The following is a 23,152-nucleotide window of genomic DNA, read 5'->3' on the forward strand; positions in this document are numbered from 1 at the left end:
TCTACAGGAAGGGACATCGTCATGGACATCGACCGGAACGCCCCCGTCGTCGTCGAACTGGAGACCACCGTGCACGCCCCGATCGAGAAGGTCTGGCAGCTGCACACCGACATCGACGCCTGGCCGAGCTGGAACCCCGACATCTCCTCCGCGCGCCTGCGTGGCGGCCTCGCCGTCGGCGCGACCTTCGACTGGGAGACGCACGGGCTGGTCATCGCCTCGACGGTCGCCGAGCTCGTCCCCGGGCGCCGCGTCGTCTGGGGCGGCCCGGCCCACGGCATCGACGGCGTGCACGTCTGGACCTTCGAGGAGATCGACGGCGGGGTGCTCGTACGGACCCGGGAGTCGTGGGCGGGCGCGCCCGTCGAGGCCGACCCCGAGGAGATGCGGGCGGCGCTGGAGGGCTCGCTCCGGTCCTGGCTCGCCGCACTCGGTCAGACGGCGCTCAAGCAGACGGCCGAATGATCCCTCGGACCCGGGAGACGCGATGAGCCGGGAGACGGCGATGAGAGGCACTCACCATAATGAGGGGATGTCAACGCCGCGGCAGCGCTACCGGGACCAGGTCCGTTCGGAGATCAAGCAGATCGCCCTCGTGCAGATCGGCGAGGGCGGGGCGGCGGCGCTGAGCCTGAACGCGGTGGCGAAACAGCTCGGCGTCACGGGCCCGGCGCTCTACAAGTACTTCCGCAGCCGCGACGACCTGCTGACCGAGCTGATCCTGGAGGGCTTCGACGAGGTCGCCGCGGCCGTACGCGGCGCCGTACGCGAGGGCGCGCCGCGGGAGCGGCTGCACGCGCTGGCCGGGGCCTTCCACGGATGGGCGGTGGCCAATCCGCACCTGTTCCAGTTGCTGGCCGGGACGCCCTCGCCCGGCTACCAGGCTCCCCCGGAGAGCGTGCTGCGGGCCCGGAACGTGCTCGGGCCCTTCCTTCCGGTGTTCGCCGGGGGGCACTGCCGACCGGGCGGCGAACCGCTGCGGGAGCAGATGCGGCGATGGGTGGAGGAGACCCCGGCGGTCGCCGAGTGGGTGCGGGCCTTCGCCCCGGAGGGGGATCCGGCGACCGCTCTCGCCGGAACCGTGATGGCCTGGTCCCAGCTCCAGGGCGTGGTGAGCCTGGAGGTGCAGGGGCAGTTCGCGGACATGGGTCACAGCGGGGCCACCCTGCTCGACGCCGTCATGGACGCCCTCGCCGACAGCATGGGCCTGTAACGGGCATCCTGGAACGATGCGTATCGAAACGATCAGCGCGGCGGCGGCGGGGACCTGGCGGCTCGGCGACCTCACGGTCAACCGGATGGGGTTCGGCGCGATGCGCCTGACGGGCAGCGCCGCCTTCGACCTCGGCACGCCGAGCGACCGCGAACGGTCCATCGCGGTGCTGCGGCGCGCCGTCGACCTCGGCGTCAACCACATCGACACGGCGGCGTTCTACTTCTCGCGGCTGCGCTCCGCCAACGAGCTGATCAACCGGGCGCTCGCGCCCTACCCGGACGACCTGGTCATCGCCACCAAAGTGGGCCCGGGGCGGGACCCGTCCGGCGAGTGGCTGCCGTTCGCCCGGCCCGACCGGCTGCGCGGCCAGGTCGAGGAGAACCTGCGCCAGCTCGGCCGCGACCACCTCGACCTGGTCTACCTGCGCCAGCCGGGGCTCGACTCGATCGCCGAGCACTTCGGGGCGCTCGCCGAGCTGCGCGAGGCCGGTCTCATCCGGCACCTCGGGATCTCCAACATCCGGCCCGGGCATCTCGCGCAGGCCCAGGCGATCGCGCCGGTGGTGAGCGTGCAGAACCGGTATGGCGTCGGCGCCACGCGCAGCCGAGGGCTTCTGCGCACCTGCGGCGAGCAGGGGATCGCCTTCGTGCCGTTCTTCGCGATCGCCGGCGAGGGCCGCGAGTCGGGGGCGAGCGGCACCGACCAGGAGGAGGTGCGCGCCGTGGCCCGCGCGCACGGAGCCACTTCCGCGCAGGTGCGGCTGGCCTGGACGCTCCGGCAGGGGCCGCACGTGCTGGCCATCCCGGGCACCGGCAACCCCGATCACCTGACCGAGAACGTGGCCGCCGCCGCGCTGCGCCTCACCGGCGAGGAGATGACCCGCCTGGACGCGCTCTCCGACGCCGGCTGACCGGCCGCCTCCGGTTCGGGACGCGCAGGAAAGCGGGAAGGCCGCCGGCTTCCCGCGGAGATCCGGCGGCCCTGGTCGGGTCAGACGCTCCCGAGCGGCGGTCACTTGTCGCTCTTGGACTCGGCCTTGGCCGTCTGCGTGTCCTCGTCCTTGCCCACCTTGGCCAGCGCCTCACGAAGCTGCTCGGCGGTCATCTTGGAGCTGCCCTCGTTGCCCGCCTCGTGGCCCTGACGGCGCAGGTCGTGGAGTTCCCGGTCCTCACTCATGACCTTTCTCCTCCTGCGTACCGGCACAGAGCCGCTGGTCCCCCCGGACCCGCCGTCCACACGGCCATCGGTCGAAGTTGGCGCGATTTTTCCGCCGCAGGCGAGAAGGTTCAGCCGTTCCTCTTCAGAACGTCACGAACGACGTCCGGAGAGTCGGTCGAGAGGTAGATCCTCCGCACCGTCTTTTTCCCGACCCCCGGGAGGTCTACGTCGACGGCGGGATCGAGTTCGACGCGTACGTTGACCGTGCTCGCCACGGAGCACGCCACCGCGTGAGGATCCCCCGGAACGGCACGAGGTCCCCGCCCCTTGATCGTCTGCAGGACCGGGGACACGGAAAGGACCGAATCCCGCGGGACCGCGAGTTCGCCCAGAAATCCCGTGCGCAGGATCAGCTGCGAGGACGAGACCAGATGCGGATGGCGGGCGGTCGCCGCCGCCGGGAGTGCGGCAGCCGGACTCCGCCGGGTGCGCCGAAACGGGACGCCGCGTTATCCAGTCCGCGAGTGATCCCAGCAGAATTCCCGCGATGCGCGTTCCTGACGGTCTCCGCTTCACATAACCCTCGGGCGTACCCGGCACAGTCGAATTCCTTCCGACGACGCGGACAATTCACTGATCAGGGTACGATTTCACTTTTAATAAATAACCTCAAGCGGGGTTTGTGAGTCCTCGAAATCGTCACGTTTCGGCAGAGGACCGGTGGAGGTACGCGCTGAGGCGGCGGCCGAGCCGCTGGCCGGGGGCCTCCACGAGCCGGTACGCCACGTGGCCGAGCACCACCAGGACCAGGAAGAACAGCGGGAGGTTCGGGACGACCCGCAGCAGGAGCGGGTGCAGCAGGTACAGGGAGAAGCTGATCACTCCGAGGTGGGCGAGCCACCGGGGGAACGTCCGGTGCCGCAGCCGGAACGCGAGCGCGAAGAAGCCCGCCGCCAGCAGGACCGCCGCGGCCCAGGCGGGCTCGTCGGCCACCAGGACGCCGCAGACGAGGACCGTCAGCAGCGCGGCGACGGCCCAGACCGGCCGGAGCGTGCCTTGCTCGGCGCGGTACACGGCCGTCCCGGCGAACATCGTGGCCGCGATGATCAGACCCTGTCCCGCCCCGATCCTGCTGCCCAGGATCACCAGCGTCAGGCCGAGCAGGCCGCCCGTCACCGCGGCGGCCGTCCTCAGACGCCCGTTCGCGGCCACGGTCACGACGACGACCAGGACCACCGCGACGCCCAGGAGCGCGGCGGCCAGGTCGGCCCCGCCGTTTATCGTCGCGCCCGGCATGAGCAGCCCGAGGGGCACGGCCGCCACCGCCAGTACCACGGCGATCGGCGCCGACCTGTGCGCCTGCCGTACGGCGAACAGCCCCGCCGTCATCAGGTAGAACGCCATCTCGTAGGAGAGCGTCCACATCACGTTGATCACCGAGGGAACGCCGAGGAGTTCCTGCAGCATCGTGAGGTTCGCCAGCGCGACGAGCGGTGGCGGCCGGCGGTCGAGGCCCGGCGACGTCGCGAACACCCCGGCGTACGCGAGGAGCAGCGCGAGGGCGAGCGCGGCGAGCAACAGCGGGAGGAGCCGGAAGGCCCGGCCGGCCCAGAACGCCCGCAGGTCGCCCCGCCGTTCCAGGGAGGCCGGGATGATGTACCCGCTGACCAGGAAGAACACGAAGACGCCCCAGGTGCCGACGTCGACCCTGCGGTCCACCTCCCCCCAGACGGCCGGGACGAAGGTCCAGGCCGAGTGGTGCAGCGCGACGGCCGGAGCGGCGACCCCGCGTAAGGCGTCCAGCCATGCCAGCCGGGAGAGGTTTGTCGCCATTCAGGTGACTTTAGGCGAAAGTGCGGGTTCGGCTGTATCACGCCTGGCGGCGCCGGAGTCGTCGCGCTTGGCGTAGGGATGCTAGGAAATGGGGATGGGGCATCGCGATCCACGGCTCATGGACGACGACGCTCTGGAGCGATCCTCGGTCATGGCCAACAGCGACATGAACCGCGAACGCCGCCTGCCCGCCTACCGGCGCGAACTCGGCGTCGACGTTCTCGCCCTTCTGCGCGGCGCCGATCGGGTCGTCCGGTGGCTCGACCTGTGCTGCGGCACGGTCACATCTCGGCGCCGACGACCGCGCGGGCCCCAATCACACAACAAGCGAGCTGGAGGGGCGCGCCGCCGGTCTGGACCGAGGAGCGCGCGGGAGCGAAGCGACCAAGCGCGACGAGGGAAGTGCCCACGGCGCGCCTACGACACGACCGTGCGGGAATGAGCGCCCCGACGGTGAAGGGGGAAACACGGCCAGCCGGCTGTGGACTCCTATTAAGCGCCTCATTGGTCACGGAAGGACAGGCCGCGCTCCTCCAGCGCCCGGCGGAGCACGGACATCGCCTTCGGCCCCATGCCGTGCAGCGCGAGGAGCTCGACCTCGGTCGCCTGCGTGAGGTTCTCCAGGTCGGTGTAGCCGGCGCTCGCGAGCGCCCGCATGGCCGGAGCGCTGATCTTCGGCAGGTCCGTCATCAGGTCCTCTCCTCATGTGTCCGGTCCCCGTCCGGCCGGGGGCGTACGTCGCAGTCGGGCAGGCCCGCGAGCACGCCGGCGAGCTGGCGGGCGTTGGTCTGCGCGTAGTCGCGGTAGCAGTTGTTCATCAGCACGTGGGTCGTGGACGCCTGACCGCCGAGTTCGCGCAGCCTCGGCGCCCACCGCTCCAGCTCCTCAAGGGAGTAGCGGTAGCCGAAGCGCTCGTGGATGTCGCGGCTGGTCCACTTGTCGCTGTGCCCGTGGAACCGCACGACTTCCAGGTCGGACGTGGCCGCGACGACCGGCGGGATCGAGTCCGGATAGCCCTGCGGCATGTCCACGCACACGTACGGAACGGCGTACGAGCGGAGGAAATCGAGGGTCTCGGCCTGGTTCTCCTCGCTCATCCAGGTATGGTTGCGAAACTCCACGGAGATTCGCAACGGCTCACAGCGCCGCTTGCACTCCAGGATGTAGTGCTTGTTCGCCCTGCCGATCGGGAACCACCGGGGGAACTGGAAGAGCACCGCCCCGAGCTTGCCCGAATCCCGCAGCGGCAGCAGGGCGCCGATGAACCGCTCCCAGACCTGGTCCACGACCTTCGGGTCCAGGTCGCGGGCGTACACGTTCTTGTCACCGCCGCTCGGCCGCAGGTCCTTCGGCAGCGCGGCCGGCCGGGTCGGATGCCGCGTGAGCAGCGAGAACGCCTTGACGTCGAAGACGAATCCGGGAGGCGTGCGCCCGGCCCACAGCCGTACGGTGGCCTCGGCGGGCGGCGCGTAGTAGGTCGAGTCGACCTCGACCAGCGGGAACAGGCTCGCGTAGTGGCGCAGGCGTTCCTCGGGCGTGGTGACGCCGGGCGGGTACCACCCCGACTCCAGCAGCGTCTTGTCGGTCCACGACGCCGTGCCGACCAGGATCTCCCCCATACCTCACCATAAGGAGCCCGGTCCGGCCCGGCCGCCGCCGGGTCTCGTCCGCCGCTCACGCGCCCCCGGGTCGGCGCCATCGCCGCCGGGGCACCAAAAGAGGGTGGCGACCTACGCGACCTGTGAAGCACCCGCGGGACTATGATGTTGGAAAGTAAAGTGCTCCCGGTGTCCGGTGGGCCACTGACAAAGCAGCAACCGGAGGTGGCGATGCTGTCGACCTGGGCCCTGGAGACGTTCGGCCCGCGCGCCGGGCAGATCCGCCAGGGGGTGGCCGAGGCGCTGGCGCTCGCGCTGGAGAACGCCCAGGACGCCCAGAAGACGGCGCAGACCGAGCACCTCCATCCGTTCGGTTTCACGCTCATGTCCCGCAAGTTCGAGGCCCTGGCCAGGGCGTTCGGGGACATGCCCGACGTCGAGACCGTCAAGCCGCCGGGCTCCCAGCACGAGCTCGTCGTGCTCGGCGGCAACCTGCTGTTCCCCTTCCGCTACGCCAAGGACCGCTCGGTCAGCGTGGTCAACGCCAGGATCGGCGACGGCAGGCCGTCCGGGCTGGTGCAGGCGCTGTTCACCCGGTTCGGCCCGCAGCCCTGGGCCGAGCAGCTCACGCTCGGCGGCGTCGAGGCCGCCCTGCCGGAGCCCGCGACTCCGGCCGCCCGCGCGCTCACCCGGCTGCCCGAGGGCACCCGCCTCGTGCTCATCGCGTACGCGTGCAACGCCAAGGCCGGCCTGCTCGACGTGTGGTGGGGCGAGGCCGAGCTGCTCGACCGCACCGGCAGCCTGCGCTGGCACCACTGTGAGCCGATCCCGCTCGCCGGGCAGGCGCCCGCGGCCGAGCTGCCCGGGGTGGTGGCCTCCGTCGGCGAGGCGTCCGCGTTCGCCCGGGGCGCGCTGCCGGCTCCGGCGCTGAACCCCCGCCCGCTGTACGAGCGCGCGGCCGCCCTGCCTCCGATGAGCGAGGCGCCGTACGCACCGGACGCCGCCGCCGATGAAGGACGATGACCGGCTGCGCCTGGTCGAGGAGACCGTCCCCCCCGAATCCGGCAACCCGGCACCCAGCCCGCAGGCCGTGGCGGACGCCTTCGACGGAACCCGCCTCACCCAGGCGCGGCGGCTGGCGGCGCTGACGAAGAAGGAGGTGGCCGAGCGCATCGGCGTGTCACCCGCCGCGGTCGGCCAGTACGAGGCCGGGGTCACCCGGCCGCGTCCCGATCTGGTCCCGCTCCTCGCCGAGGTGCTCGCGGTCCCCTCGGCCTTCTTCCTGCCGGGCCGCCCGCACGGCAAGCTGGACGGGTCGATGGCGCACTTCCGCAGCCTGCGCTCCACCCGGGCCTACCAGCGCGCCAAGGCCGTGGCCTTCGTCGAGCAGGTGTGGGAGCTGACGTACGCGCTGGAGAAGCGGGTGCGGCTCCCCTTCGTGGACCTGCCCGGCTTCGCCGGGGGCGAGGTGCACTCGGGCAGCGCCCTGCCCCGCGACCCCATGGGCGCGGCCCGCGCGCTGCGGGCCCACTGGGGGCTCGGCACCGGGCCGATCAGCCACCTGGTGCGGCACATGGAGTCCCGGGGGATCGTCGTCGTCTTCCCCCAGGCCGACGAGGACGCGGTCACGGTGGACGCCTTCTCCACCTCCAGCCTGCCGCGGCCCATCGTCGTCCTGACGCCCAACCGCTTCGACGACGTCTACCGGCACCGCTTCACCGCCGCCCACGAGCTGGGGCACCTGGTGTTGCACGGGGACGCGGCGGCCGGAGACAGCCAGCAGGAGCGCGAGGCCGACTCCTTCGCCGCGGAGTTCCTCACGCCGCGCGACAGCATCCTGCCCAGCCTGCCCGCCCGTGCGGACCTGCGGCGGCTGGCCGAGCTGCGCCGCGTCTGGGGCGTGTCGGTCGACTCCCTGCTGTACCGGTGCCGCGAGGTCGGCCTGCTGTCCGACTCCGCGGCGGGACGCGCCTACCAGCGGCTCGCCGCGCTGCGCGGGCAGCCGGGCTTCGCCACCGAGCCGGTGTCGGGCTACGCCGGCGAGCAGCCGGTCCTGCTCGCCCAGGCCTTCGAGATGGCGGCGGCCGAAATCGGGCTGACCGTGCCCGCGCTGGCCCGGGAGCTCGCCTGGCCCATGGCGCGCGTACGCGAGCTGATCGGCCTGCCCGCCCACCGCCCCGAGCTGAGACTCGTCCCCTGATGCAGCGGCCCATGAGGCAGCGGCCCATGAGGCCCACCTGACGGGACCGCCTGACGGGACCGTCGCCGGGGACGTGCGAGCGCGCCGGCGCCGGCGGCCGTCCGCCGCGTGGCCGTCCACCGGAGGGCGGCGATTGTTCAGGCCGCGACGGTGCTCTGCACGACCTGCTCCTTAAGCGGCGCCAGAGCTCCCGCGATGGAGCCGATCGTCTCGGCGTCGACGCCACACGACTCGAGCGCCCCGGCCAGGTGGAAGACCACCTGGTCGAACTCCTCCGCGGTGATGCCGAGCCCGGCGTGCGCCTCGTCCATCGACTTGCCCCGGTATTCCTGCGGGCCGCCGAGCGCGGCGGCGACGAAGCTTCGCTGGTGCGCCTTGAGCTTGGCCATGTCGACGTCCGCGAAGTAGCCCCGCAGCATCGGGTCGGCGACGACCCGCGTGTAGAACTCGTCGACCACGGCCGCGACCGCGGCTGAACCGCCGATCTGATCGAAGATGGACGCCATAGCGCTTTCCTCCCGCGTCTTCGTGACCTCGCTGCCCACGACGATCGCCACTCTTCGTTACGGCTCGATTACCAAGCGGAAATACATACGTAGCCGGGCGCTCACGCGGTCGACACGACCGAAAAGGCCGCAGGCGGGGGGCGGGGCGGGTGCCGGTTGTTGCTCCAAGTAGTTGATTGTTCCTACTGGCGACGTGCGCAAGGCGGGGATACGGTCCCACTTGGGAGGACCTTTTTCTCCTTCACGACAAGAAAGCGTCAGCGAATTCACTCTCGATATACCAGGCTATTTCGGGGTTGCCGACGCTTGAGGGTGATGTCTACCTTTGACATCAAATGCGACTCGGGGGCGAGCGGCTGGACGGCAGCAGGGGGCGGCGTGGCGGAAGAGATGGTGCCCAACCCTCGCCACGCACAACTGGTGGAACTTCTCAAAGAGGTACACAACCGTTCTCACGAGGTTGGGCAGGCATACCAGCGCGTCTACGCGTCGATGCAGTCCGGCAAGGTCTGGACGGGACCGACCGCCGCGAAATGGACTACCGAGGTCGCCGACCGGCACCACCGCCTGGCGCAGCTCGTACGGCAGATGACCAACGCGATCGAGGACGAGCTGCACCGTCATCCGGCGATGGTGACCCGTTCCCAGGCCGAGCTCATCCGTCGCCAACTGACCGGACGCCCCTGACCACCGGAGGCGGCGCCCCGCGAGGAAGGACGCGATGACATCCCCAAGCGGCGACTTCTGCGGCATCGATCCGGCGGCGATGAACGGCATGGCGGCCGACCTCCGCCAGGCCGCCGACCGGCTCACCACTTTCGCCACCGACTTCGAGGGGCTCTTCCGGGCGAACGGATTAAGCACCACGCCCCTCGCACAGATCACCGCCATCGCCGACTGGGGCAGAAGCCAGGTGCCCAAACTCTCGGAGCGGGCCGAGCTGATCAAAGCACTGAACGGCACCGGCGACCACACCTTCACCCGCCTGCCCGACGCGCTGGACAGCTTCGCGGCCGGCCACGGCCTTGGCCTCATGTTCGGCACCGGCATCCTCACCAACCCTGACATCAGCGTGGAGACCAAGGGCGAACTCGCCCACCAGCACATCAAGGAGATCGCCGGACTGGCCAAAGACCCCGCCGCCGCGGCGGCGTTCTTTGCCACGCTGCCGAAAGAGGTGCGCGAAGCGTTGCCCAGCCTCCTTGCCTCCACGGGCAGCCCCACCGCCAAGGAGGACCTGGCCGCGTTCAGCGCCGCCCTGGGCGCCGCGCTACGCGCCCCCGGCCGCATCCCGGCGATGGAGAAGGTGAAGGCCGAGCTGGTCAGCAAACCGGCCGACCGGGGTGTGGCGTGGAACCGGCTGGCGCTGCTGGCCGGGGCGAAGGCCCCGACGGACGTCCGCGTGGCCGCCGCCCGCGCGCTTGCTTTGGACGACTTCGTGAAGAACCCGCGGCAGGAGTGGCGCGGCGGCAGCCCGAGCCTGTCTCGGGCATACGGCTACACCCCCGACACGATCGCCCTCGCACTGGAGGTGCTCGCCGGGGACGGCAAAGCCGCCCGCGCCGCCTTTGCCCAGATGGGCGGCGACGAGGTCAAGCTCAGCCAGGTCGAGAAGATGAAGCGGTTCCTCGACTACAGCAAGTCCGTCGGCACGGGCGATCACGTCGCCGACGCCTTCGGCCGAGTGATGGAGGCGGGCAGCGAAGCGACGATGGAGAAGCCGGGCAAGCATTCGACGGCAGCCGCCACGTTCGCTTTGGACGCGATCCTGGCGGCCGGCTCCTTCGGCAAGGACCTGCCGAACTCCGCCCGGGACTCCATGGCCTCGATCGCCAAGTCGTACATCCACGAACTCGCCTCCGGCGCCCGCTTCGACAAAGCCGCCTACCGGACATCCGGCATGGCCCAACCTGACGAGTGGCTGCCAATCCCCGGCGTCACCCCTGGCTTCTATCTGAGCCCCGGCGACACCTACCGCTTCCTCCAGACGTTCGCAGGAGAGGAGCGGCTCACCGACGACTTCGACAAGACCGCAGCCAAATTCCGCTATGACATCCTCAAGGCGGCCGTCCAGCTGGATATTAAGAGGGACGAAGATTGGTTTCGACGTGCAGCGCAGATGTTCGGCGACCTCGGCGGTCTCGAGTTCAAAGCGGCCCTGGAGGTGCGAGGCGAGAAGGACGCCACGGACAGTCTGATCCGGGACCTAACCAAGAACACCATAGGCCTGGGAATCGACCAGATTCCGATAGCGGGCACCCCTCATCGAGACCGGCTGGACGCTGACGAAAACCTACGGTGTGAGCAAGTTGCTCGACAACTGGGCGGCCAGTTTCGAGACCCGCGTTCAGGCGCTGACCGAGGCCCGGGCGAACTTGACCTTACGTCAGAAGTACGACATAGCCTACTTGCTGCATGACGCTGGTTTTCCGGCGAGCAAGCCACCGGCCGAGCTGATCAGCGCGAAGACCGATCATCTCAAAACATTCGATGAGCTTATAGCCGAGGCCAAGCAGGAGGGGATCCGCACTAAAAAGAGCTGGGAGAGTGTCCTCCGAACGAAGCTGGCTCCATACGAGCGATGGATGGACTCCAACAAGGCATTCGACGACAAGGTAGAGAACGCCTCACGTACCGTCGTCAACGACCATGCCAAGGAACTCATCCGCGTTTGGGGATGATGAACCTATGAACGCGGGAGGCAATCAGTCTCCGCGACTAAACGCCAGGTAGGTGATTCCGGAACTACGATCACCCTGACCGTGATACCGGGGACATCCTTCCTGCCCTCGATCAACCTTGCGTCCTTCCAGTCCATCTGGGACAAGTCATAGGCCATCTTGTAGTGGAGAGCCTGGGACAATGTGTTCTCCATCAACGTCTGGGCAAGGTCAAGGTGACCATCTACGTCTGGAGTTTTGCGATCCTCGTCAGCCGTCGCGCGTAGCACCCGCTGAAACTTGCCCTTATCGCACGGCAGATCCTTGTCCGGGCGCTCCACAATTCGCAACTTCTTAATAGGGCTCTTGAATACGTCGTCAGTCTCCAGGCGTTGCATGTCTTTCTGGAGTTCCATTGTGGCGGCCTGTAGCGTAGGACCGGAACCGCACCCGGAAACCATCCCGGCCACCAGGAGAGACGCCACCGCCATCCGTGCAACGCGCATGTCTCTACCTCCACCAGCCGACAGACAGACAAAGCAATCTTGACCCAAATCCTCGCCCCTCGTCATCCCATCGATTAAGTCGGTCACTCATTCGGATTCTGTGAAGGTCGACAGCGCCGAGGTGCGCGCCTCAACTCCTTGGGGCCGGCATGGGTGCCCGCCTGCCGTTACGGGGGCTTCCGGCAGGCGGGCGGCTCAGGTGGCCGGGCAGCGGTGGTCCGCGTCCCGGCTCGGCGGCCCGATAGCGCTCGATCAGCCAGGCCACGGCCCCCTTCCGCGCTCTCGTGCGTGGGGTCGATGCGGCGGGCCGGATTGAGTAGCGAGTCACATGTCCGCATCGGCGGCAGTGGTGACCGCCAGGAACGGCCCGGGGACGGCGAACGACGGGGACGGGCGGCGTTCGGCCTCGCGGCGGCGGTCGTCGCCGACGCTGGTCCAGGCGTAGCAGTGGAGGTGCATCGGAGCGCTCCGGACAGTGGGGTGGTGCGGCCCCTGCCTGCGTGCACCCGGCAGGGACCCGCACGTTCAGCGGAGGGACTACAGAGCCGTGGTGCCGGCCGCACGGAGCTCCTCACCGGTGAACCTCAGCGGCCTTTCCCGCGCGGCCGTCGCTCCCGGGATGCCCACAGGCGCCCGGCATCGCTGCGCAGGATCCTCCATCCATCGCACCCCGGAACGGGGGCAACGGCTCTACGGTGTGTCACAGGTCAGGACCTCGATTCCTGGCCAAGGGGTCCGTACGGCGTTCCCGCGCCCGCGGACCCCACCTGTTCACCTCGTCTACCTCCAATGACGACAGTGAGTAACCCCGCTATCACAGATGTGATCGGGGGACACTGGGGGTGGTCAGGACGCCCCCACGTCTGACGAAGAGGTGCACGCGATGATCGCCGAACTTCCCCCATGGGCCGTACGGCTCCGCGCCGAGCGGCGCGACCGCCTGTGGAGCCAGAAGGAGATGGCCCGCAGGCTCGTCGAGGCCGCCGACGAGGAGACCCGCAACCGCCTGCCCGCCCGCGAGACCATCGTGCGCCGCATCAAGGCGTACGAGGCCGGGCACAACGAGCCCCACGACCCCTACCGCATGCTGTATGCCCGAGCCTTCGGCACCACCGAAACCGACCTGTTCGGCTCGGGACGGCGGCCTTTCCCCTCCCTCACAAACCCGCCAGACCCGGACCTGTACGAGCGCATCACGAAGGCCATCGAACGTCCGCAGCGCGTGGATGCCACCACGATCGAGTGGCTTGAACGCTGCCTGAGCGAACATCGCCACGTCGAGGACACCTTGGGGAGCGCCCCGCTGCTGCCGGTCGTACGTGCCCAGCTCGACGCGATCACTGTGCTCGCGCAAGGTGCTCCGGGCCCGCTCGCCGACCGCGTGGTCGCCATGCTCGGACAGTACGCCCAGTTCATCGCCTGGATGTGCCAGGACTCCGGCGACCATGCCGCCGCGCTCGCCTGGTACGACCGCTCGCATGGCTGGGCGCTGGAGGCGGGCGACGCGGCTCTGGCCGCCACCACGCTCAGCATGCGCGCCCATCTGGCCTGGAGCATCGGCGACCCCCTCCGGTCCGTACGGCTGGCCGAGGCCGCGCGCTGGCACGACGGGCGGACGACCCTCGGCGTGCAGGGCATGGCGGCCCAGATGGCGGCCCGCGGCCATGCGGAAATGGGGGAAGCCGGGACCTCGCGGCGACTACTCGGAGAGGCCGAGGAATTGATCCGGGCAGCGGGCGAACACCCCGAAGACGAACCGCCGTGGATGTACTTCTACGACGACGGGTGGTTCGACATGCAACGCGGGATGGCCGAACTGGCCCTCGGCGACGGCCCCCGCGCGGTGCGGTTCCTCGGCCGCGGCCTGGCGACCCTGCCCGAGGCGTACCGGCGTGATCGTGCCTGGTTCGGGACATGCCTGGCGCGCGCCCACGCCCTGGCGGGTGACATGGAGGCCGCCGAGCGACTCGCGGTGGCCGCGGTGCCCGACGCCCTGGCCGTCAACCGTTACGCCGTTCAGGACCTGCGTAAGCTGTCCGCCGCCCTGCGCCCCATCCGCTTCCAGAGCGGGCAGCGCATCGAGGAGGCACTGAGAGCGGCAGAGCGATAGCCGAAGCCCGGGCCGGGTGAAGGCGTTCGGAGAGCACGGCGTGGACCGACGCTGCTCGGTCTCGTAGAAAGGCGAACGGTGCCCGCTCTCCCGGCGGACACGGGCACCGTTCAGTCAGGGGGCACCTTCCATCAGGGGAGGGTCAGTGCCTTCCGGCGCCGCGCAGGGCGTCGCGGATCGCGTAGTAGGCCGGCTTGGGCTGAAGGTTCTCGTCGTACGGCAGGGCCGCGCCCTCGCCCTCGAAGAAGGCGGGGATCCAGGAGTACTTGTCGGTGTAGTCCCAGATCGTGATGCCGACGCAGCGGCGGACGGCGAGGCACGCCTCGGTCACCCTCGCGTACCAGTCGGCCTGGGTCGCGAGCTTGGCCTCGTCGGCCGGGACGTACATGCGGATGTCCAGCTCGGTGATGGCCACGTCCACGCCGAGGTCGGCGAAGCGCTGCAGGTTCTGCTGGAGCGTGTCCGGATAGCCGTACTGCAGCGCGAGGTGCCCCTGGAAGCCGACGCCGTCGATCGGCACGCCCTGTGCCTTGAGCTGCTTCACGAGGTTGTAGTACGCGTCGCTCTTGGGCCCGACGGCCTCGATGTTGTAGTCGTTCAGGTAGAGCTTGGCGTGCGGGTCGGCCTGGCGCGCCCAGCGCAGCGCGTCGGCGATGTAGCCGGGGCCGAGCGTCCGGTAGAAGATCGTGTCCCGGTAGGTGCCGTCCTCGTTGAACGCCTCGTTGACGACGTCCCACGAGTAGACCTTGCCCCGGTAGTGGCGCGCCTCGGTCAAGATGTGGTTCTTGAGGATGGCCCGGAGCTGGTCGGCGGTGAAGGTGCCGTTGTTCAGCCAGTCGGGGAGCTGGCTGTGCCACACCAGCGTGTGCGCCCGGAAGGACATGTGGTGCTTGCGGGCGAAGTCGAGCACCTGGTCGCCCTGGGCGAAGTCGAACACTCCCTGCTGCGGCTCGGTGGCGTACCACTTGAGCGCGTTGCCCGCCGTGGTGGAGTTGAACTCGCTGCCGAGGATCTTGAGGTACGCCGCGTCGGAGAACTCGGGGTTGTCGGTGGCCGAGCCCAGGTAGCGATGCGAGGCGCCGGCGAGCCGGCCCAGGGTCTTGTCGTGGTGCCGGTCGGGATGGGCGGAGGCGGGGGCCGCGGCGAGCGCGGTGACGAGCCCGGCCGCGGCGAGGCCCGCGGCGAGTCTGTGCAGCATGAGGAAGGTCCTCCGGTCGGGGGGTACGTGGTCGGACGTCCAGATGCACGAGCCGGGAATGCTCCGCAAGCCGAAACTTTTCGAAACAATCCCCTAACTTTTCTGTTGATGTACCCTACGAACCGGCCCGTCGCCGGTCAATACCAGACGATAAATCCAGGAATAACCAGCTAAAACGCCAGCGGGAAGTCGACAACAACATAGTCAAGGCCGGAAAGTTTCAGCGGGAGAGGCCGTAAAGGGACACCCGGCCGTCGACCTCCGCGTCGTATCGCTCCCGCCCGAGGAACAGGTCGCGGCGCACGGACAGGGTGGCGACGTACGTCGTCCGCTCCTCGTATTCGGTCAGCCGGAGGCACCGGGCAACGGCGGCGGGGCTTGTCGCACTCGGAAAGCATGAGGGCGGCATGAAGGACTGGGTGATCGACTTCGCGGAGTTCGTACGCGAGGAGTTGCCGACGGACAGCGCGGAGCGACTGATCGGGCTGTTACGGCCCGCTATCCGGCTGTCTGCCGCCGAGGACGGGAGATCGCGGTCGGGCGGCTCGGAGGTCTCCCGAAGCTGCCGGACGACACGGCGTGGCCGTCCCTCGCCGACGGGGGCCGGCCGATGTCGTTCCTGGCCGAGCTCGACTGCGGAGAGCTGGCACGCCACGAGGTGGACATCGCCCTGCCCGAGACCGGCACGCTGCTGTTCTTCGCCACGGCCGACGAGACCCAGGTGATCTACCTGCCGCACGGACCCGCCGTCGCCGCGCGGCCCGCCCCCCGGCGACGGAGTCACGGTGTACGCCGAGCTGCCGCTCGCCGCGGTCACCGAGCCGAGCTGGCCGCCGCCGAACCACGATCCCCAACCCGCGCCATCTGGAGCGCAAGGCCCGCAATTTGGCCCGCTACCAGCGCAGGATGGCCCGCAAGCAGCGCGGGTCGAACAACCGGGCCAAGGCCACGCCGCCAAGAACATCCTGGCCGCTGGTCGAGCGGTGTCCGCCTGTGGAGCTGACGTGAGTCCGCAAGGGTCCTCCTTTCGGCGGTCGGCGGTGAAGCAGGAAGCCCAGCCCGTGAGGGCGGGAATCCCAGCCCTTTAGGGCCGGGAGAAAGTCAAGGTTCCAGGCTCTCCGGGACGGAGTCGGAGTGCCCGTTCGGGCGCTCGGTGCGGCCGTCGGCGTCGTAGATCTTCACCCAGCGGATGCCGGGAAGCCGCTTGAGCGTGGGCGTGATCTCGTCGGCGACGGTGAACGCCGACCCACCGCTGCCGAGGGAACCGGTGAGCCGCACGTGGGCGACCCCGTCACGGACGACGACCGAACGGACGCCGGTGGCTCCCGAGGCGACGAAGCGCAGCCCCTTGGCGTACTCCGCCTGCGTCGGCCCGGCGAACAGCCGCTGGAGCGCGCCGCGCGCGGTGGACGGCGGCGCGACCGGCCGTGACACCGCCGCGGTGTACGGCCGCCGCCCCGCCGCGTACGCCCGGGAGTCGAGGAAGTACGTCCGCGCCGGCACGGTCCGGTAGGGCGTCGTGATGTCCACGACCACCCGGCTCGGGTGGGTGAGGGTGTAGACGCGGTACGACGACTTCCTGCTCAGGCCGATGCCGAACGTGAGTTCCGCCTCGAAGTCGCCCGCGTTGACGACCTGGATCACGCCGGGCAGCGCGAAGGTCTCGCGGGCGGGCCCGTAGGTGGCGCGCCCGTTCTGGTCGTGGCCGGTCGCGCCGCCGAAACGCAGCCCGAGGATCGCGTCACCGGCCACCGGGACCGTGTTGCCCGAGCCGTCGGCGACCAGCCGGGGCACGTAGCCGGCATCGCGCCGCGCCGGGAGCGGCCCGCGGAACTCGAAGACGACCCGGTCGAGTCCGGGCTGGTGCGAGGCGCGCACGTCGACCAGGGTCGCCACGCGCGGGGCCGCGTGAGCGGCCGCGTTCGACGGCGCGGGTGTCGCGGCGGCCGGGGCCGCGATCAGGCTCACCAGCGGCACGGCCAACGCCGCGGTCAGGCTCACCAGCGGCACGGCCGACGCCGCGAGCGAGCGCCTGGGGGGCAGAAACATGAGGGCTCCTCTGCCGGGTTCCTTTCGCGAGTTGGGGGACCCGCGGGCGGGCGCAGGACCATGGTTACGGACCGGCGCCCACCTGAAGTATCTCCAGGTAGGCACGACTCGGGGACGGGACACACCTGTCACCTTCCATCCGGCTTCTCCGACCCATTGACGGCACGGTGGGCCCTATGTAACATCTGGGCAACCTAATGTAAGAAATTTGCAGCTCTAAATCGAGAGTTTGCGGTCCTCCGCAAGTTCCGGCAGGAAGCACTGCGTCCGTGCGCCCCGCCACCGTCACCTTTCGCAGGAAAGGACCTGAGGTGATGTCGGCCACGGCAGTGGGCAACCGGTCGCCGCCGCGACCCCGTCGAGCCCCGATCTCCGAAATCCCCCCACGACCGCGGATCGGATGACCCGCCGGTCGGTTCCTGCCGGACAGAGGAACGCAAATGCCGAAAACACGTGTCCCGTTATTGCGCTTGATCGCTGTGGTGACCGCGGCCTGCCTGCTCGCCGTGGCCGCGCCCCTCTCCCCCGCCTCCGCCGCCGGAGGCCCCAACCTCGCCGCCGGCCGTACGGTGACCGCGAGCAGCAGCAACAGCCCGTACGTCGCGGGCAACCTCAACGACGGCAACCAGGCCACCTACTGGGAGAGCGCCAACAACGCCTTCCCCCAATGGGCACAGGTCGACCTCGGCGGCGCGACGAGCATCGACCAGGTCGTGCTCAAGCTGCCCGCGACGTGGGAGGCCCGCACCCAGACGCTGTCGGTGCAGGGCAGCACCGACGGGTCCTCCTTCACCACGATCGCGAGCTCGGCGGGCCGCTCCTTCGCCCCCGGCTCGGGGAACGCGGTGACGATCGGCTTCACCGCGACCACGACCCGGTACGTCCGGATCAACGTCACCGCCAACACGGGCTGGCCCGCGGCGCAGCTGTCCGAGATCGAGGTGTACGGCGCGGCCACCGCCTCCGGCAACCTCGCGCTCGGCAAGACCATGAAGGAGAGCGCGCACGCCGACGTGTACGGCGCGGGCAACGCCAACGACGGCAACCAGGCCACCTACTGGGAGAGCGCCAACAACGCCTTCCCCCAATGGCTCCAGGTGGACCTCGGCGCGTCCACCGCGGTGAACAAGGTGGTGCTGAAGCTCCCGCCCACCTGGGAGGCCCGCACCCAGACGCTGGCCGTGCAGGGCGGCACCGACGGCACGAACTTCTCCACCCTCGCCGCCTCCGCGGGCCGCGCCTTCGACCCCGCGAGCGGCAACACGGTCACGATCGGCTTCTCGACCGCGAACGTCCGGTACGTCCGGATCAACGTCACCGCCAACACCGCCTGGCCGGCCGGGCAGGTCTCCGAGTTCGAGGTGTACGGCCCGGCACCCACCGGTGACACCCAGCCCCCGACCGCGCCCTCGAACCTGGCCTACACCGAGCCCGGCGCCAACCAGATCAGGCTCACCTGGTCGGCCTCCACCGACGACGTCGGCGTCACCGGCTACGACGTCTACGCCAACGGGGTGCTGCGCACCAGCGTCGCCGGGAACGTCCTGACCTACACCGACACCCAGCCGGCCGACGCCACCGTGTCCTACTACGTGCGGGCCAAGGACGCGGCCGGCAACGAGTCGGCCAACAGCAACACCGTCACCCGCAAGGGCGCGACCGGTGACACCCAGGCCCCGACCGCTCCCGGCAACCTCGCCTACACCGAGACAACGCCGGGGCAGATCAAGCTCACCTGGACCGCCTCCACCGACAACGTCGGCGTGACCGGCTACGACGTCTACGCGAACAACGTGCTGCGCGGCAGCGTGGCCGGAAACGTCACGACCTACACCGACACCCAGCCCACCAGCGCCACCGTCTCGTACTACGTGCGGGCCAGGGACGCGGCGGGCAACGAGTCGATCGACAGCAACACCGTCACCCGCAACGGCTCGGGCGGCGGCTCGAACATGGCCGTCGGCAAGCCGATCACCGCCTCCTCCTCCACCTTCACGTACGTTGCGACCAACGCCAACGACAACGACGTGGCGACCTACTGGGAGGGCGCGGGCGGCTCCTACCCGCAGACGCTGACCGTCCAGCTCGGGGCCAACGCGGTCGTGAGCTCGGTCGTGCTCAAGCTCAACCCCGACGCCGCCTGGTCGACGCGTACGCAGACGATCCAGGTGCTGGGCCGCGAGCAGAGCGCGTCGGGATTCACCAATCTGACCAGCGCGGCGACCTACACCTTCAACCCCGCGAGCGGCAACACGGTGACGATCCCGGTCTCCGGCACGGTCGCCGACGTGCAGCTCAGGTTCACCGCCAACTCCGGCGCCCCGGCCGGGCAGGTGGCCGAGTTCCAGGTGATCGGCTCCCCGGCGCCCAACCCCGACCTGACCATCACCTCCCTGTCCGCCTCCCCCGCCTCCCCGGTCGAGACCGACGCCGTCACGCTGTCGGCGACGGTGCGCAACGCGGGCGACCTCGGCTCCGGCGCCACCACCGTGAACTTCTACCTGGGCGGGACCAAGGCAGGCACCGCCTCGGTCGGCGCGCTCGCGGCCGGCGCCTCGGCCACCGTGACGGCGAACATCGGCCAGCGCGACGCGGGCAGCTACCCGCTGAGCGCCAAGGTCGACGAGTCGAACGCGGTGATCGAGCAGAACGAGACCAACAACGCCTTCACCGCCTCCTCCCCACTGGTCGTGAAGCCGGTGGACAGCTCCGACCTGGTGGCCTCGCCGGTGAGCTGGTCGCCCGGCAACCCGGCGGGCGGCAGCACGGTGACGTTCACCGTCGCGATCAAGAACCAGGGCACGGTCGCCTCGGCCAGCGGCGCCCACGGCATCACGCTCACGATCGCCAACGACTCGGGCACCGTGGTCAAGACGCTGACCGGGTCCTACAGCGGCACGATCGCGGCCGGGGCCACCACCAGCCCGGTGAACCTGGGCACATGGACGGCCGCCAACGGCAGGTACACGGTGAAGACCGTGCTCGCCGCCGACGCCAACGAGCTGGCCGTCAAGCAGGCCAACAACACCTCCACACTGCCGTTCTTCGTCGGCCGCGGCGCGAACATGCCGTACGACATGTACGAGGCCGAGGACGGCGTGACCGGCGGCGGGGCGACGGTCGTCGGCCCGAACCGGACCATCGGCGACCTGGCCGGCGAGGCGTCCGGCCGTAAGGCCGTGCGGCTCACCACCACCGGCAGCTACGTCGAGTGGACGACCAGGGCCGACACGAACACCCTGGTCACCCGCTTCTCCATCCCCGACGCGGCGGGCGGCGGCGGCACCGACGCCACGCTGAACGTCTACGTCGACGGCACCTTCCTCAAGGCGATCAACCTGACCTCGAAGTACGCGTGGCTGTACGGCCCGGAGGCGGGCCCGGGCAACTCGCCGGGCGCGGGCGCCCCGCGGCACATCTACGACGAGGCCAACGTCCTGCTCGGGACGACCGTCCCGAAGGGGAGCAAGATCCGGCTGCAGAAGGACGCCGCCAACACCTCCACGTACGCGATCGACTTCGTGAACCTGGAGCAGGCGTCGGCCATCTCCAACCCCGACCCCGCGACGTACGCCGTGCCGACCGGGTTCACCCACCAGGACGTGCAGAACGCGCTCGACAAGGTGCGGATGGACACCACCGGCAAGCTCGTGGGCGTCTACCTGCCGCCGGGCGACTACCAGACGTCGGGCAAGTTCCAGGTGTACGGCAAGGCGGTCAAGGTGGTCGGCGCAGGGCCGTGGTTCACCCGGTTCTACGCGCCCTCCAACCAGGAGAACACCGACATCGGCTTCCGGGCGGAGGCGTCGGCCAACGGCTCGACGTTCTCCGGGTTCGCCTACTTCGGCAACTACACCACCCGCATCGACGGGCCGGGCAAGGTGTTCGACTGGCAGAACGTCGCCAACATGACGATCGACGACATCTGGGTCGAGCACCAGGTCTGCATGTACTGGGGCGCCAACACCGACAACATCACGATCAAGAACTCGCGGATCCGTGACACCTTCGCCGACGGCGTCAACATGACCAACGGCAGCACCGACAACCTGGTCTCGAACAACGAGGCGAGGACGACCGGCGACGACAGCTTCGCGCTGTTCTCGGCCATCGACGCGGGAGGCGCCGACGAGAAGAACAACGTCTACGAGAACCTGACCGCGATCCTGCCGTGGCGCGCGGCCGGCATCGCCGTCTACGGCGGGTACGCGAACACGTTCAAGAACATCTACATCGCGGACACGCTGACCTACTCCGGCATCACGATCAGCTCGCTCGACTTCGGCTACCCGATGAACGGCTTCGGCGCGAGCCCGCCCACGGTGTTCGACAACATCTCGATCGTCCGTGCGGGCGGCCACTTCTGGGGCCAGCAGACCTTCCCGGCGATCTGGCTGTTCTCCGCCTCGAAGGTGTTCCAGGGCATCCGGATCAGCAACGTCGACATCGTCGACCCGACGTACTCGGGGATCATGTTCCAGACCCAGTACCTCGGCGGGCAGCCGGTCAACCCGATCAAGGACACCGTCCTGACCAACATCTCGATCTCAGGGGCGCGCAAGAGCGGCGACGCGTTCGACGCGAAGTCGGGCTTCGCCCTCTGGGCGAACGAGCTGCCCGAGCCCGACCAGGGACCGGCGGTCGGATCGGTGACCTTCAACAACCTGAAACTGAGCGACAACTACCAGGACATCAAGAACACCACGTCCACCTTCACGATCAACATCAACCCCTGACGATGTGACCGCGCCGCCGGAGGGACGTCCCTCCGGCGGCGCGTGTTTTTTTGGGGGGTGTCAGGGTGTCAGGAGCAGCGGGTGCCGTTCAGCGTGAAGCCGGTCGGGTTGCCGTTCGAGCCGCTCCAGGTGCCCTGGAAGCCGAACGAGACGTTGCCGCCGGCCGGGATCGACCCGTTGTAGGACAGGTTCTTCGCGGTCACCGACGACCCGCTCTGGGTCACGTCGGCGCTCCAGTAGCCGGTGATCTTCTGGTCGTTCGGGAAGGAGAAGCCGACGGTCCAGCCGTTCACCGGGCTGGAGGACGTGTTGGTGACCGTCACGTTGCCGGTGAAGCCGCCCTGCCACTCGTTCTTGCTGTAGCTCACCCGGCAGGCGCCGCCGCCGTTGCCGGGGGTCGGGCTGACGGTGGGCGACGGCGACGGGTCGGTGGGAACCGTGCCGCCGATGCTGTAGGAGAAGTTGTTGACCGCGAGGCCGGTGCCGCCCACCCAGGGCTCGAACCCGGCCTGGACGCTGGTCAGGTACCACGACCGCTGGCCGTAGCCCCGGTTCACCATGTCGTCGAAGAAGGTCCGTACGGCGAAGCTGATCGAGTTCGTCGGCGAGGTGCGGACGTAGGAGACGACGTTCCATCCGCTGTTGCCGTACCAGACGTCCCAGGTGGCGCCGGCGAGGTTGACCGTGCCGACCTTCGAGCCGACCGGCTGGATCGAGCCGGTGTGGTTCAGCCAGACCATGAGCTCGGCGCCGGTGTTCTGGCCGTCCTTGCGAGGCGTCGGGTCGAACCAGATGTCGTACGCGGCGTCGTAGACCCCCGAGCCCGGGTAGGTCATGCTGACGCTGGTCTGCACGGAGTTGAACTGGCTGTTGCTCACCTGCAGGGGCAGGCCGCTGCCGCTGGAGCAGTTGGCGTAGTGGCAGCCGGCGTACACAGCGGGGTACGACCCCGGGGCGCCGTTCTGCGGCTTGTTGTGCGAGGCCTGCGTCACCGAGAAGCCGGTGCTGGTGACGTTGATGCACTGCTGCGTGTCATCGCCCCAGTTGTTGTTGATGACGACGTACTTGCCGCCCTGAATCGTGGTGGAGCCGTACTTCTCGCAGATCGTCGTGTCCGCGTGCGCCGCCTGACCGACGACGAGCGACGCGGCGACCGAGCCGAGCATGACGAGGCCCGCCGTGATCATTCGCATCTTCATGTCCCGGACCATAGACATGGGGCCAAGGCGGGCGACATGGGCCGATTTGATCGACAACATGGACGAAACCCCGACCAGCGACAACGCCCTTACGGAAAGTGAAACTTTCAGTTACACGCGCTGTCCGGCCGCCGGCGTACGCGACCACTCGCTGGGGAGTATGGCTGCAGGAGGAGGTGGGGG

The 23,152-nt window shown here is 69.4% G+C and carries 21 protein-coding genes and 2 pseudogenes; 12 read left to right on the forward strand and 11 right to left on the reverse strand.

Annotated elements, in window-relative coordinates:
- The first annotated feature begins 21 nt into the window (after positions 1 to 21).
- The 3 genes from ABZ857_RS26190 (at position 22) to ABZ857_RS26200 (ending at position 2,126) form a co-directional block, all read left to right on the forward strand.
- A complete protein-coding gene (locus tag ABZ857_RS26190) occupies positions 22 to 465 on the forward strand; it encodes an SRPBCC family protein (RefSeq protein ID WP_357047168.1) in 444 nt (147 codons plus the stop codon).
- A 67-nt stretch (positions 466 to 532) separates the two neighbouring features.
- Positions 533 to 1,213, forward strand: coding sequence for a TetR/AcrR family transcriptional regulator (locus ABZ857_RS26195; protein ID WP_357047170.1), 681 nt, complete (start codon positions 533 to 535; stop codon positions 1,211 to 1,213).
- Positions 1,214 to 1,229: 16 nt separating this feature from the next.
- Complete coding sequence (locus tag ABZ857_RS26200) at positions 1,230 to 2,126, forward strand: aldo/keto reductase (RefSeq protein ID WP_357047172.1); 897 nt, start codon at positions 1,230 to 1,232, stop codon at positions 2,124 to 2,126.
- Between the two features lie 101 nt (positions 2,127 to 2,227).
- Here ABZ857_RS26200 and ABZ857_RS26205 read toward each other — a convergent pair whose 3' ends face one another.
- The 5 genes from ABZ857_RS26205 to ABZ857_RS26225 all read right to left on the reverse strand — a co-directional run bounded on the left by ABZ857_RS26205 (position 2,228) and on the right by ABZ857_RS26225 (position 5,826).
- Positions 2,228 to 2,392: a hypothetical protein gene (locus ABZ857_RS26205; RefSeq protein WP_357047174.1), complete on the reverse strand. Its 165-nt coding sequence runs from the start codon at positions 2,390 to 2,392 to the stop codon at positions 2,228 to 2,230.
- Between the two features lie 110 nt (positions 2,393 to 2,502).
- Positions 2,503 to 2,649 carry a hypothetical protein gene (locus ABZ857_RS26210; protein WP_357047176.1) on the reverse strand — a complete coding sequence of 49 codons (147 nt, stop codon included), beginning with the start codon at positions 2,647 to 2,649 and terminating at the stop codon, positions 2,503 to 2,505.
- 424 nt (positions 2,650 to 3,073) lie between these two features.
- Positions 3,074 to 4,207 (reverse strand): acyltransferase family protein, encoded by a 1,134-nt coding sequence (locus tag ABZ857_RS26215; RefSeq protein ID WP_357047178.1) that lies wholly within the window; start codon positions 4,205 to 4,207, stop codon positions 3,074 to 3,076.
- A gap of 501 nt (positions 4,208 to 4,708) precedes the next feature.
- A complete protein-coding gene (locus ABZ857_RS26220) occupies positions 4,709 to 4,897 on the reverse strand; it encodes a DNA-binding protein (protein ID WP_357047180.1) in 189 nt (62 codons plus the stop codon).
- Positions 4,897 to 5,826: a DUF72 domain-containing protein gene (locus ABZ857_RS26225; protein ID WP_357047182.1), complete on the reverse strand. Its 930-nt coding sequence runs from the start codon at positions 5,824 to 5,826 to the stop codon at positions 4,897 to 4,899. Before ABZ857_RS26225 ends, ABZ857_RS26220 begins: the two co-directional genes overlap by 1 nt.
- 168 nt (positions 5,827 to 5,994) lie before the next feature.
- Between ABZ857_RS26225 and ABZ857_RS26230 the strand changes: the two genes are divergently transcribed.
- Together ABZ857_RS26230 and ABZ857_RS26235 are read left to right on the forward strand one after the other, a co-directional pair.
- Positions 5,995 to 6,828, forward strand: coding sequence for a hypothetical protein (locus tag ABZ857_RS26230; protein WP_357047184.1), 834 nt, complete (start codon positions 5,995 to 5,997; stop codon positions 6,826 to 6,828).
- A complete protein-coding gene (locus ABZ857_RS26235) occupies positions 6,815 to 8,005 on the forward strand; it encodes an XRE family transcriptional regulator (RefSeq protein WP_357047186.1) in 1,191 nt (396 codons plus the stop codon). Before ABZ857_RS26230 ends, ABZ857_RS26235 begins: the two co-directional genes overlap by 14 nt.
- Positions 8,006 to 8,142: 137 nt before the next feature.
- Here the strand turns inward: ABZ857_RS26235 and ABZ857_RS26240 are convergent, their stop codons facing one another.
- Entirely contained in the window at positions 8,143 to 8,511 is a 369-nt protein-coding gene (locus ABZ857_RS26240; protein ID WP_357047188.1) for a group 1 truncated hemoglobin, read from the reverse strand.
- A gap of 378 nt (positions 8,512 to 8,889) precedes the next feature.
- Here ABZ857_RS26240 and ABZ857_RS26245 point away from each other — a divergent pair, with 378 nt between their 5' ends.
- Genes ABZ857_RS26245 through ABZ857_RS26255 form a run of 3 tightly spaced genes read left to right on the forward strand, consistent with a single transcriptional unit; the run spans position 8,890 to position 11,192 of the window.
- Positions 8,890 to 9,198, forward strand: a complete 309-nt coding sequence (locus ABZ857_RS26245; protein WP_357047190.1) for a hypothetical protein — start codon at positions 8,890 to 8,892, stop codon at positions 9,196 to 9,198.
- Positions 9,199 to 9,232: 34 nt separating this feature from the next.
- Positions 9,233 to 10,930, forward strand: a complete 1,698-nt coding sequence (locus ABZ857_RS26250) for a hypothetical protein (RefSeq protein WP_357047192.1) — start codon at positions 9,233 to 9,235, stop codon at positions 10,928 to 10,930.
- Positions 10,920 to 11,192: a hypothetical protein gene (locus tag ABZ857_RS26255; protein WP_357047194.1), complete on the forward strand. Its 273-nt coding sequence runs from the start codon at positions 10,920 to 10,922 to the stop codon at positions 11,190 to 11,192. The genes ABZ857_RS26250 and ABZ857_RS26255 overlap by 11 nt, the downstream gene beginning before the upstream one ends.
- 5 nt (positions 11,193 to 11,197) lie before the next feature.
- Here the strand turns inward: ABZ857_RS26255 and ABZ857_RS26260 are convergent, their stop codons facing one another.
- Both ABZ857_RS26260 and ABZ857_RS26265 read right to left on the reverse strand, forming a co-directional pair.
- The gene (locus ABZ857_RS26260) at positions 11,198 to 11,764 is read right to left on the reverse strand and encodes a hypothetical protein (RefSeq protein ID WP_357047196.1); all 567 of its coding nucleotides are present in this window, start codon (positions 11,762 to 11,764) and stop codon (positions 11,198 to 11,200) included.
- A 237-nt stretch (positions 11,765 to 12,001) separates the two neighbouring features.
- Positions 12,002 to 12,136 carry a hypothetical protein gene (locus ABZ857_RS26265; RefSeq protein ID WP_357047198.1) on the reverse strand — a complete coding sequence of 45 codons (135 nt, stop codon included), beginning with the start codon at positions 12,134 to 12,136 and terminating at the stop codon, positions 12,002 to 12,004.
- A gap of 424 nt (positions 12,137 to 12,560) precedes the next feature.
- Between ABZ857_RS26265 and ABZ857_RS26270 the strand changes: the two genes are divergently transcribed.
- Complete coding sequence (locus tag ABZ857_RS26270) at positions 12,561 to 13,787, forward strand: XRE family transcriptional regulator (protein WP_357047200.1); 1,227 nt, start codon at positions 12,561 to 12,563, stop codon at positions 13,785 to 13,787.
- Positions 13,788 to 13,929: 142 nt separating this feature from the next.
- Here ABZ857_RS26270 and ABZ857_RS26275 read toward each other — a convergent pair whose 3' ends face one another.
- Positions 13,930 to 14,985, reverse strand: a complete 1,056-nt coding sequence (locus tag ABZ857_RS26275) for an endo-1,4-beta-xylanase (protein WP_357047202.1) — start codon at positions 14,983 to 14,985, stop codon at positions 13,930 to 13,932.
- A 562-nt stretch (positions 14,986 to 15,547) separates the two neighbouring features.
- Here ABZ857_RS26275 and ABZ857_RS26280 point away from each other — a divergent pair.
- Together ABZ857_RS26280 and ABZ857_RS26285 are read left to right on the forward strand one after the other, a co-directional pair.
- A pseudogene (locus tag ABZ857_RS26280) lies at positions 15,548 to 15,649 on the forward strand (hypothetical protein); the annotation flags it as partial.
- A gap of 283 nt (positions 15,650 to 15,932) precedes the next feature.
- Positions 15,933 to 16,073: pseudogene (locus tag ABZ857_RS26285) on the forward strand (RNA-guided endonuclease TnpB family protein); the annotation flags it as partial.
- Between the two features lie 13 nt (positions 16,074 to 16,086).
- Here ABZ857_RS26285 and ABZ857_RS26290 read toward each other — a convergent pair.
- On the reverse strand, positions 16,087 to 17,034 hold the full coding sequence (locus ABZ857_RS26290; RefSeq protein WP_357047204.1) for a GerMN domain-containing protein: 948 nt from the start codon (positions 17,032 to 17,034) through the stop codon (positions 16,087 to 16,089).
- Between the two features lie 479 nt (positions 17,035 to 17,513).
- Between ABZ857_RS26290 and ABZ857_RS26295 the strand changes: the two genes are divergently transcribed.
- Entirely contained in the window at positions 17,514 to 21,770 is a 4,257-nt protein-coding gene (locus tag ABZ857_RS26295) for a discoidin domain-containing protein (protein ID WP_357047506.1), read from the forward strand.
- A gap of 68 nt (positions 21,771 to 21,838) precedes the next feature.
- Here ABZ857_RS26295 and ABZ857_RS26300 read toward each other — a convergent pair whose 3' ends face one another.
- The gene (locus ABZ857_RS26300) at positions 21,839 to 22,969 is read right to left on the reverse strand and encodes a cellulose binding domain-containing protein (protein WP_357047206.1); all 1,131 of its coding nucleotides are present in this window, start codon (positions 22,967 to 22,969) and stop codon (positions 21,839 to 21,841) included.
- Positions 22,970 to 23,152 lie beyond the last annotated feature (183 nt).

The organism is Microbispora sp. NPDC046933 (assembly GCF_040644635.1).
Lineage (GTDB): Bacteria > Actinomycetota > Actinomycetes > Streptosporangiales > Streptosporangiaceae > Microbispora.

Bases quoted from the DNA above. Each gene is read 5' to 3' on its own strand.
- ABZ857_RS26190 (WP_357047168.1), top strand. From the start codon at position 22: ATGGACATCGACCGGAACGCCCCCGTCGTCGTCGAACTGGAGACCACC.
- ABZ857_RS26195 (WP_357047170.1), top strand. From the start codon at position 533: ATGTCAACGCCGCGGCAGCGCTACCGGGACCAGGTCCGTTCGGAGATC.
- ABZ857_RS26200 (WP_357047172.1), top strand. From the start codon at position 1,230: ATGCGTATCGAAACGATCAGCGCGGCGGCGGCGGGGACCTGGCGGCTC.
- ABZ857_RS26205 (WP_357047174.1), bottom strand. From the start codon at position 2,392: ATGAGTGAGGACCGGGAACTCCACGACCTGCGCCGTCAGGGCCACGAG.
- ABZ857_RS26215 (WP_357047178.1), bottom strand. From the start codon at position 4,207: ATGGCGACAAACCTCTCCCGGCTGGCATGGCTGGACGCCTTACGCGGG.
- ABZ857_RS26220 (WP_357047180.1), bottom strand. From the start codon at position 4,897: ATGACGGACCTGCCGAAGATCAGCGCTCCGGCCATGCGGGCGCTCGCG.
- ABZ857_RS26225 (WP_357047182.1), bottom strand. From the start codon at position 5,826: ATGGGGGAGATCCTGGTCGGCACGGCGTCGTGGACCGACAAGACGCTG.
- ABZ857_RS26235 (WP_357047186.1), top strand. From the start codon at position 6,815: ATGAAGGACGATGACCGGCTGCGCCTGGTCGAGGAGACCGTCCCCCCC.
- ABZ857_RS26240 (WP_357047188.1), bottom strand. From the start codon at position 8,511: ATGGCGTCCATCTTCGATCAGATCGGCGGTTCAGCCGCGGTCGCGGCC.
- ABZ857_RS26250 (WP_357047192.1), top strand. From the start codon at position 9,233: ATGACATCCCCAAGCGGCGACTTCTGCGGCATCGATCCGGCGGCGATG.
- ABZ857_RS26265 (WP_357047198.1), bottom strand. From the start codon at position 12,136: ATGCACCTCCACTGCTACGCCTGGACCAGCGTCGGCGACGACCGCCGC.
- ABZ857_RS26270 (WP_357047200.1), top strand. From the start codon at position 12,561: ATGATCGCCGAACTTCCCCCATGGGCCGTACGGCTCCGCGCCGAGCGG.
- ABZ857_RS26275 (WP_357047202.1), bottom strand. From the start codon at position 14,985: ATGCTGCACAGACTCGCCGCGGGCCTCGCCGCGGCCGGGCTCGTCACC.
- ABZ857_RS26290 (WP_357047204.1), bottom strand. From the start codon at position 17,034: ATGTTTCTGCCCCCCAGGCGCTCGCTCGCGGCGTCGGCCGTGCCGCTG.
- ABZ857_RS26300 (WP_357047206.1), bottom strand. From the start codon at position 22,969: ATGAAGATGCGAATGATCACGGCGGGCCTCGTCATGCTCGGCTCGGTC.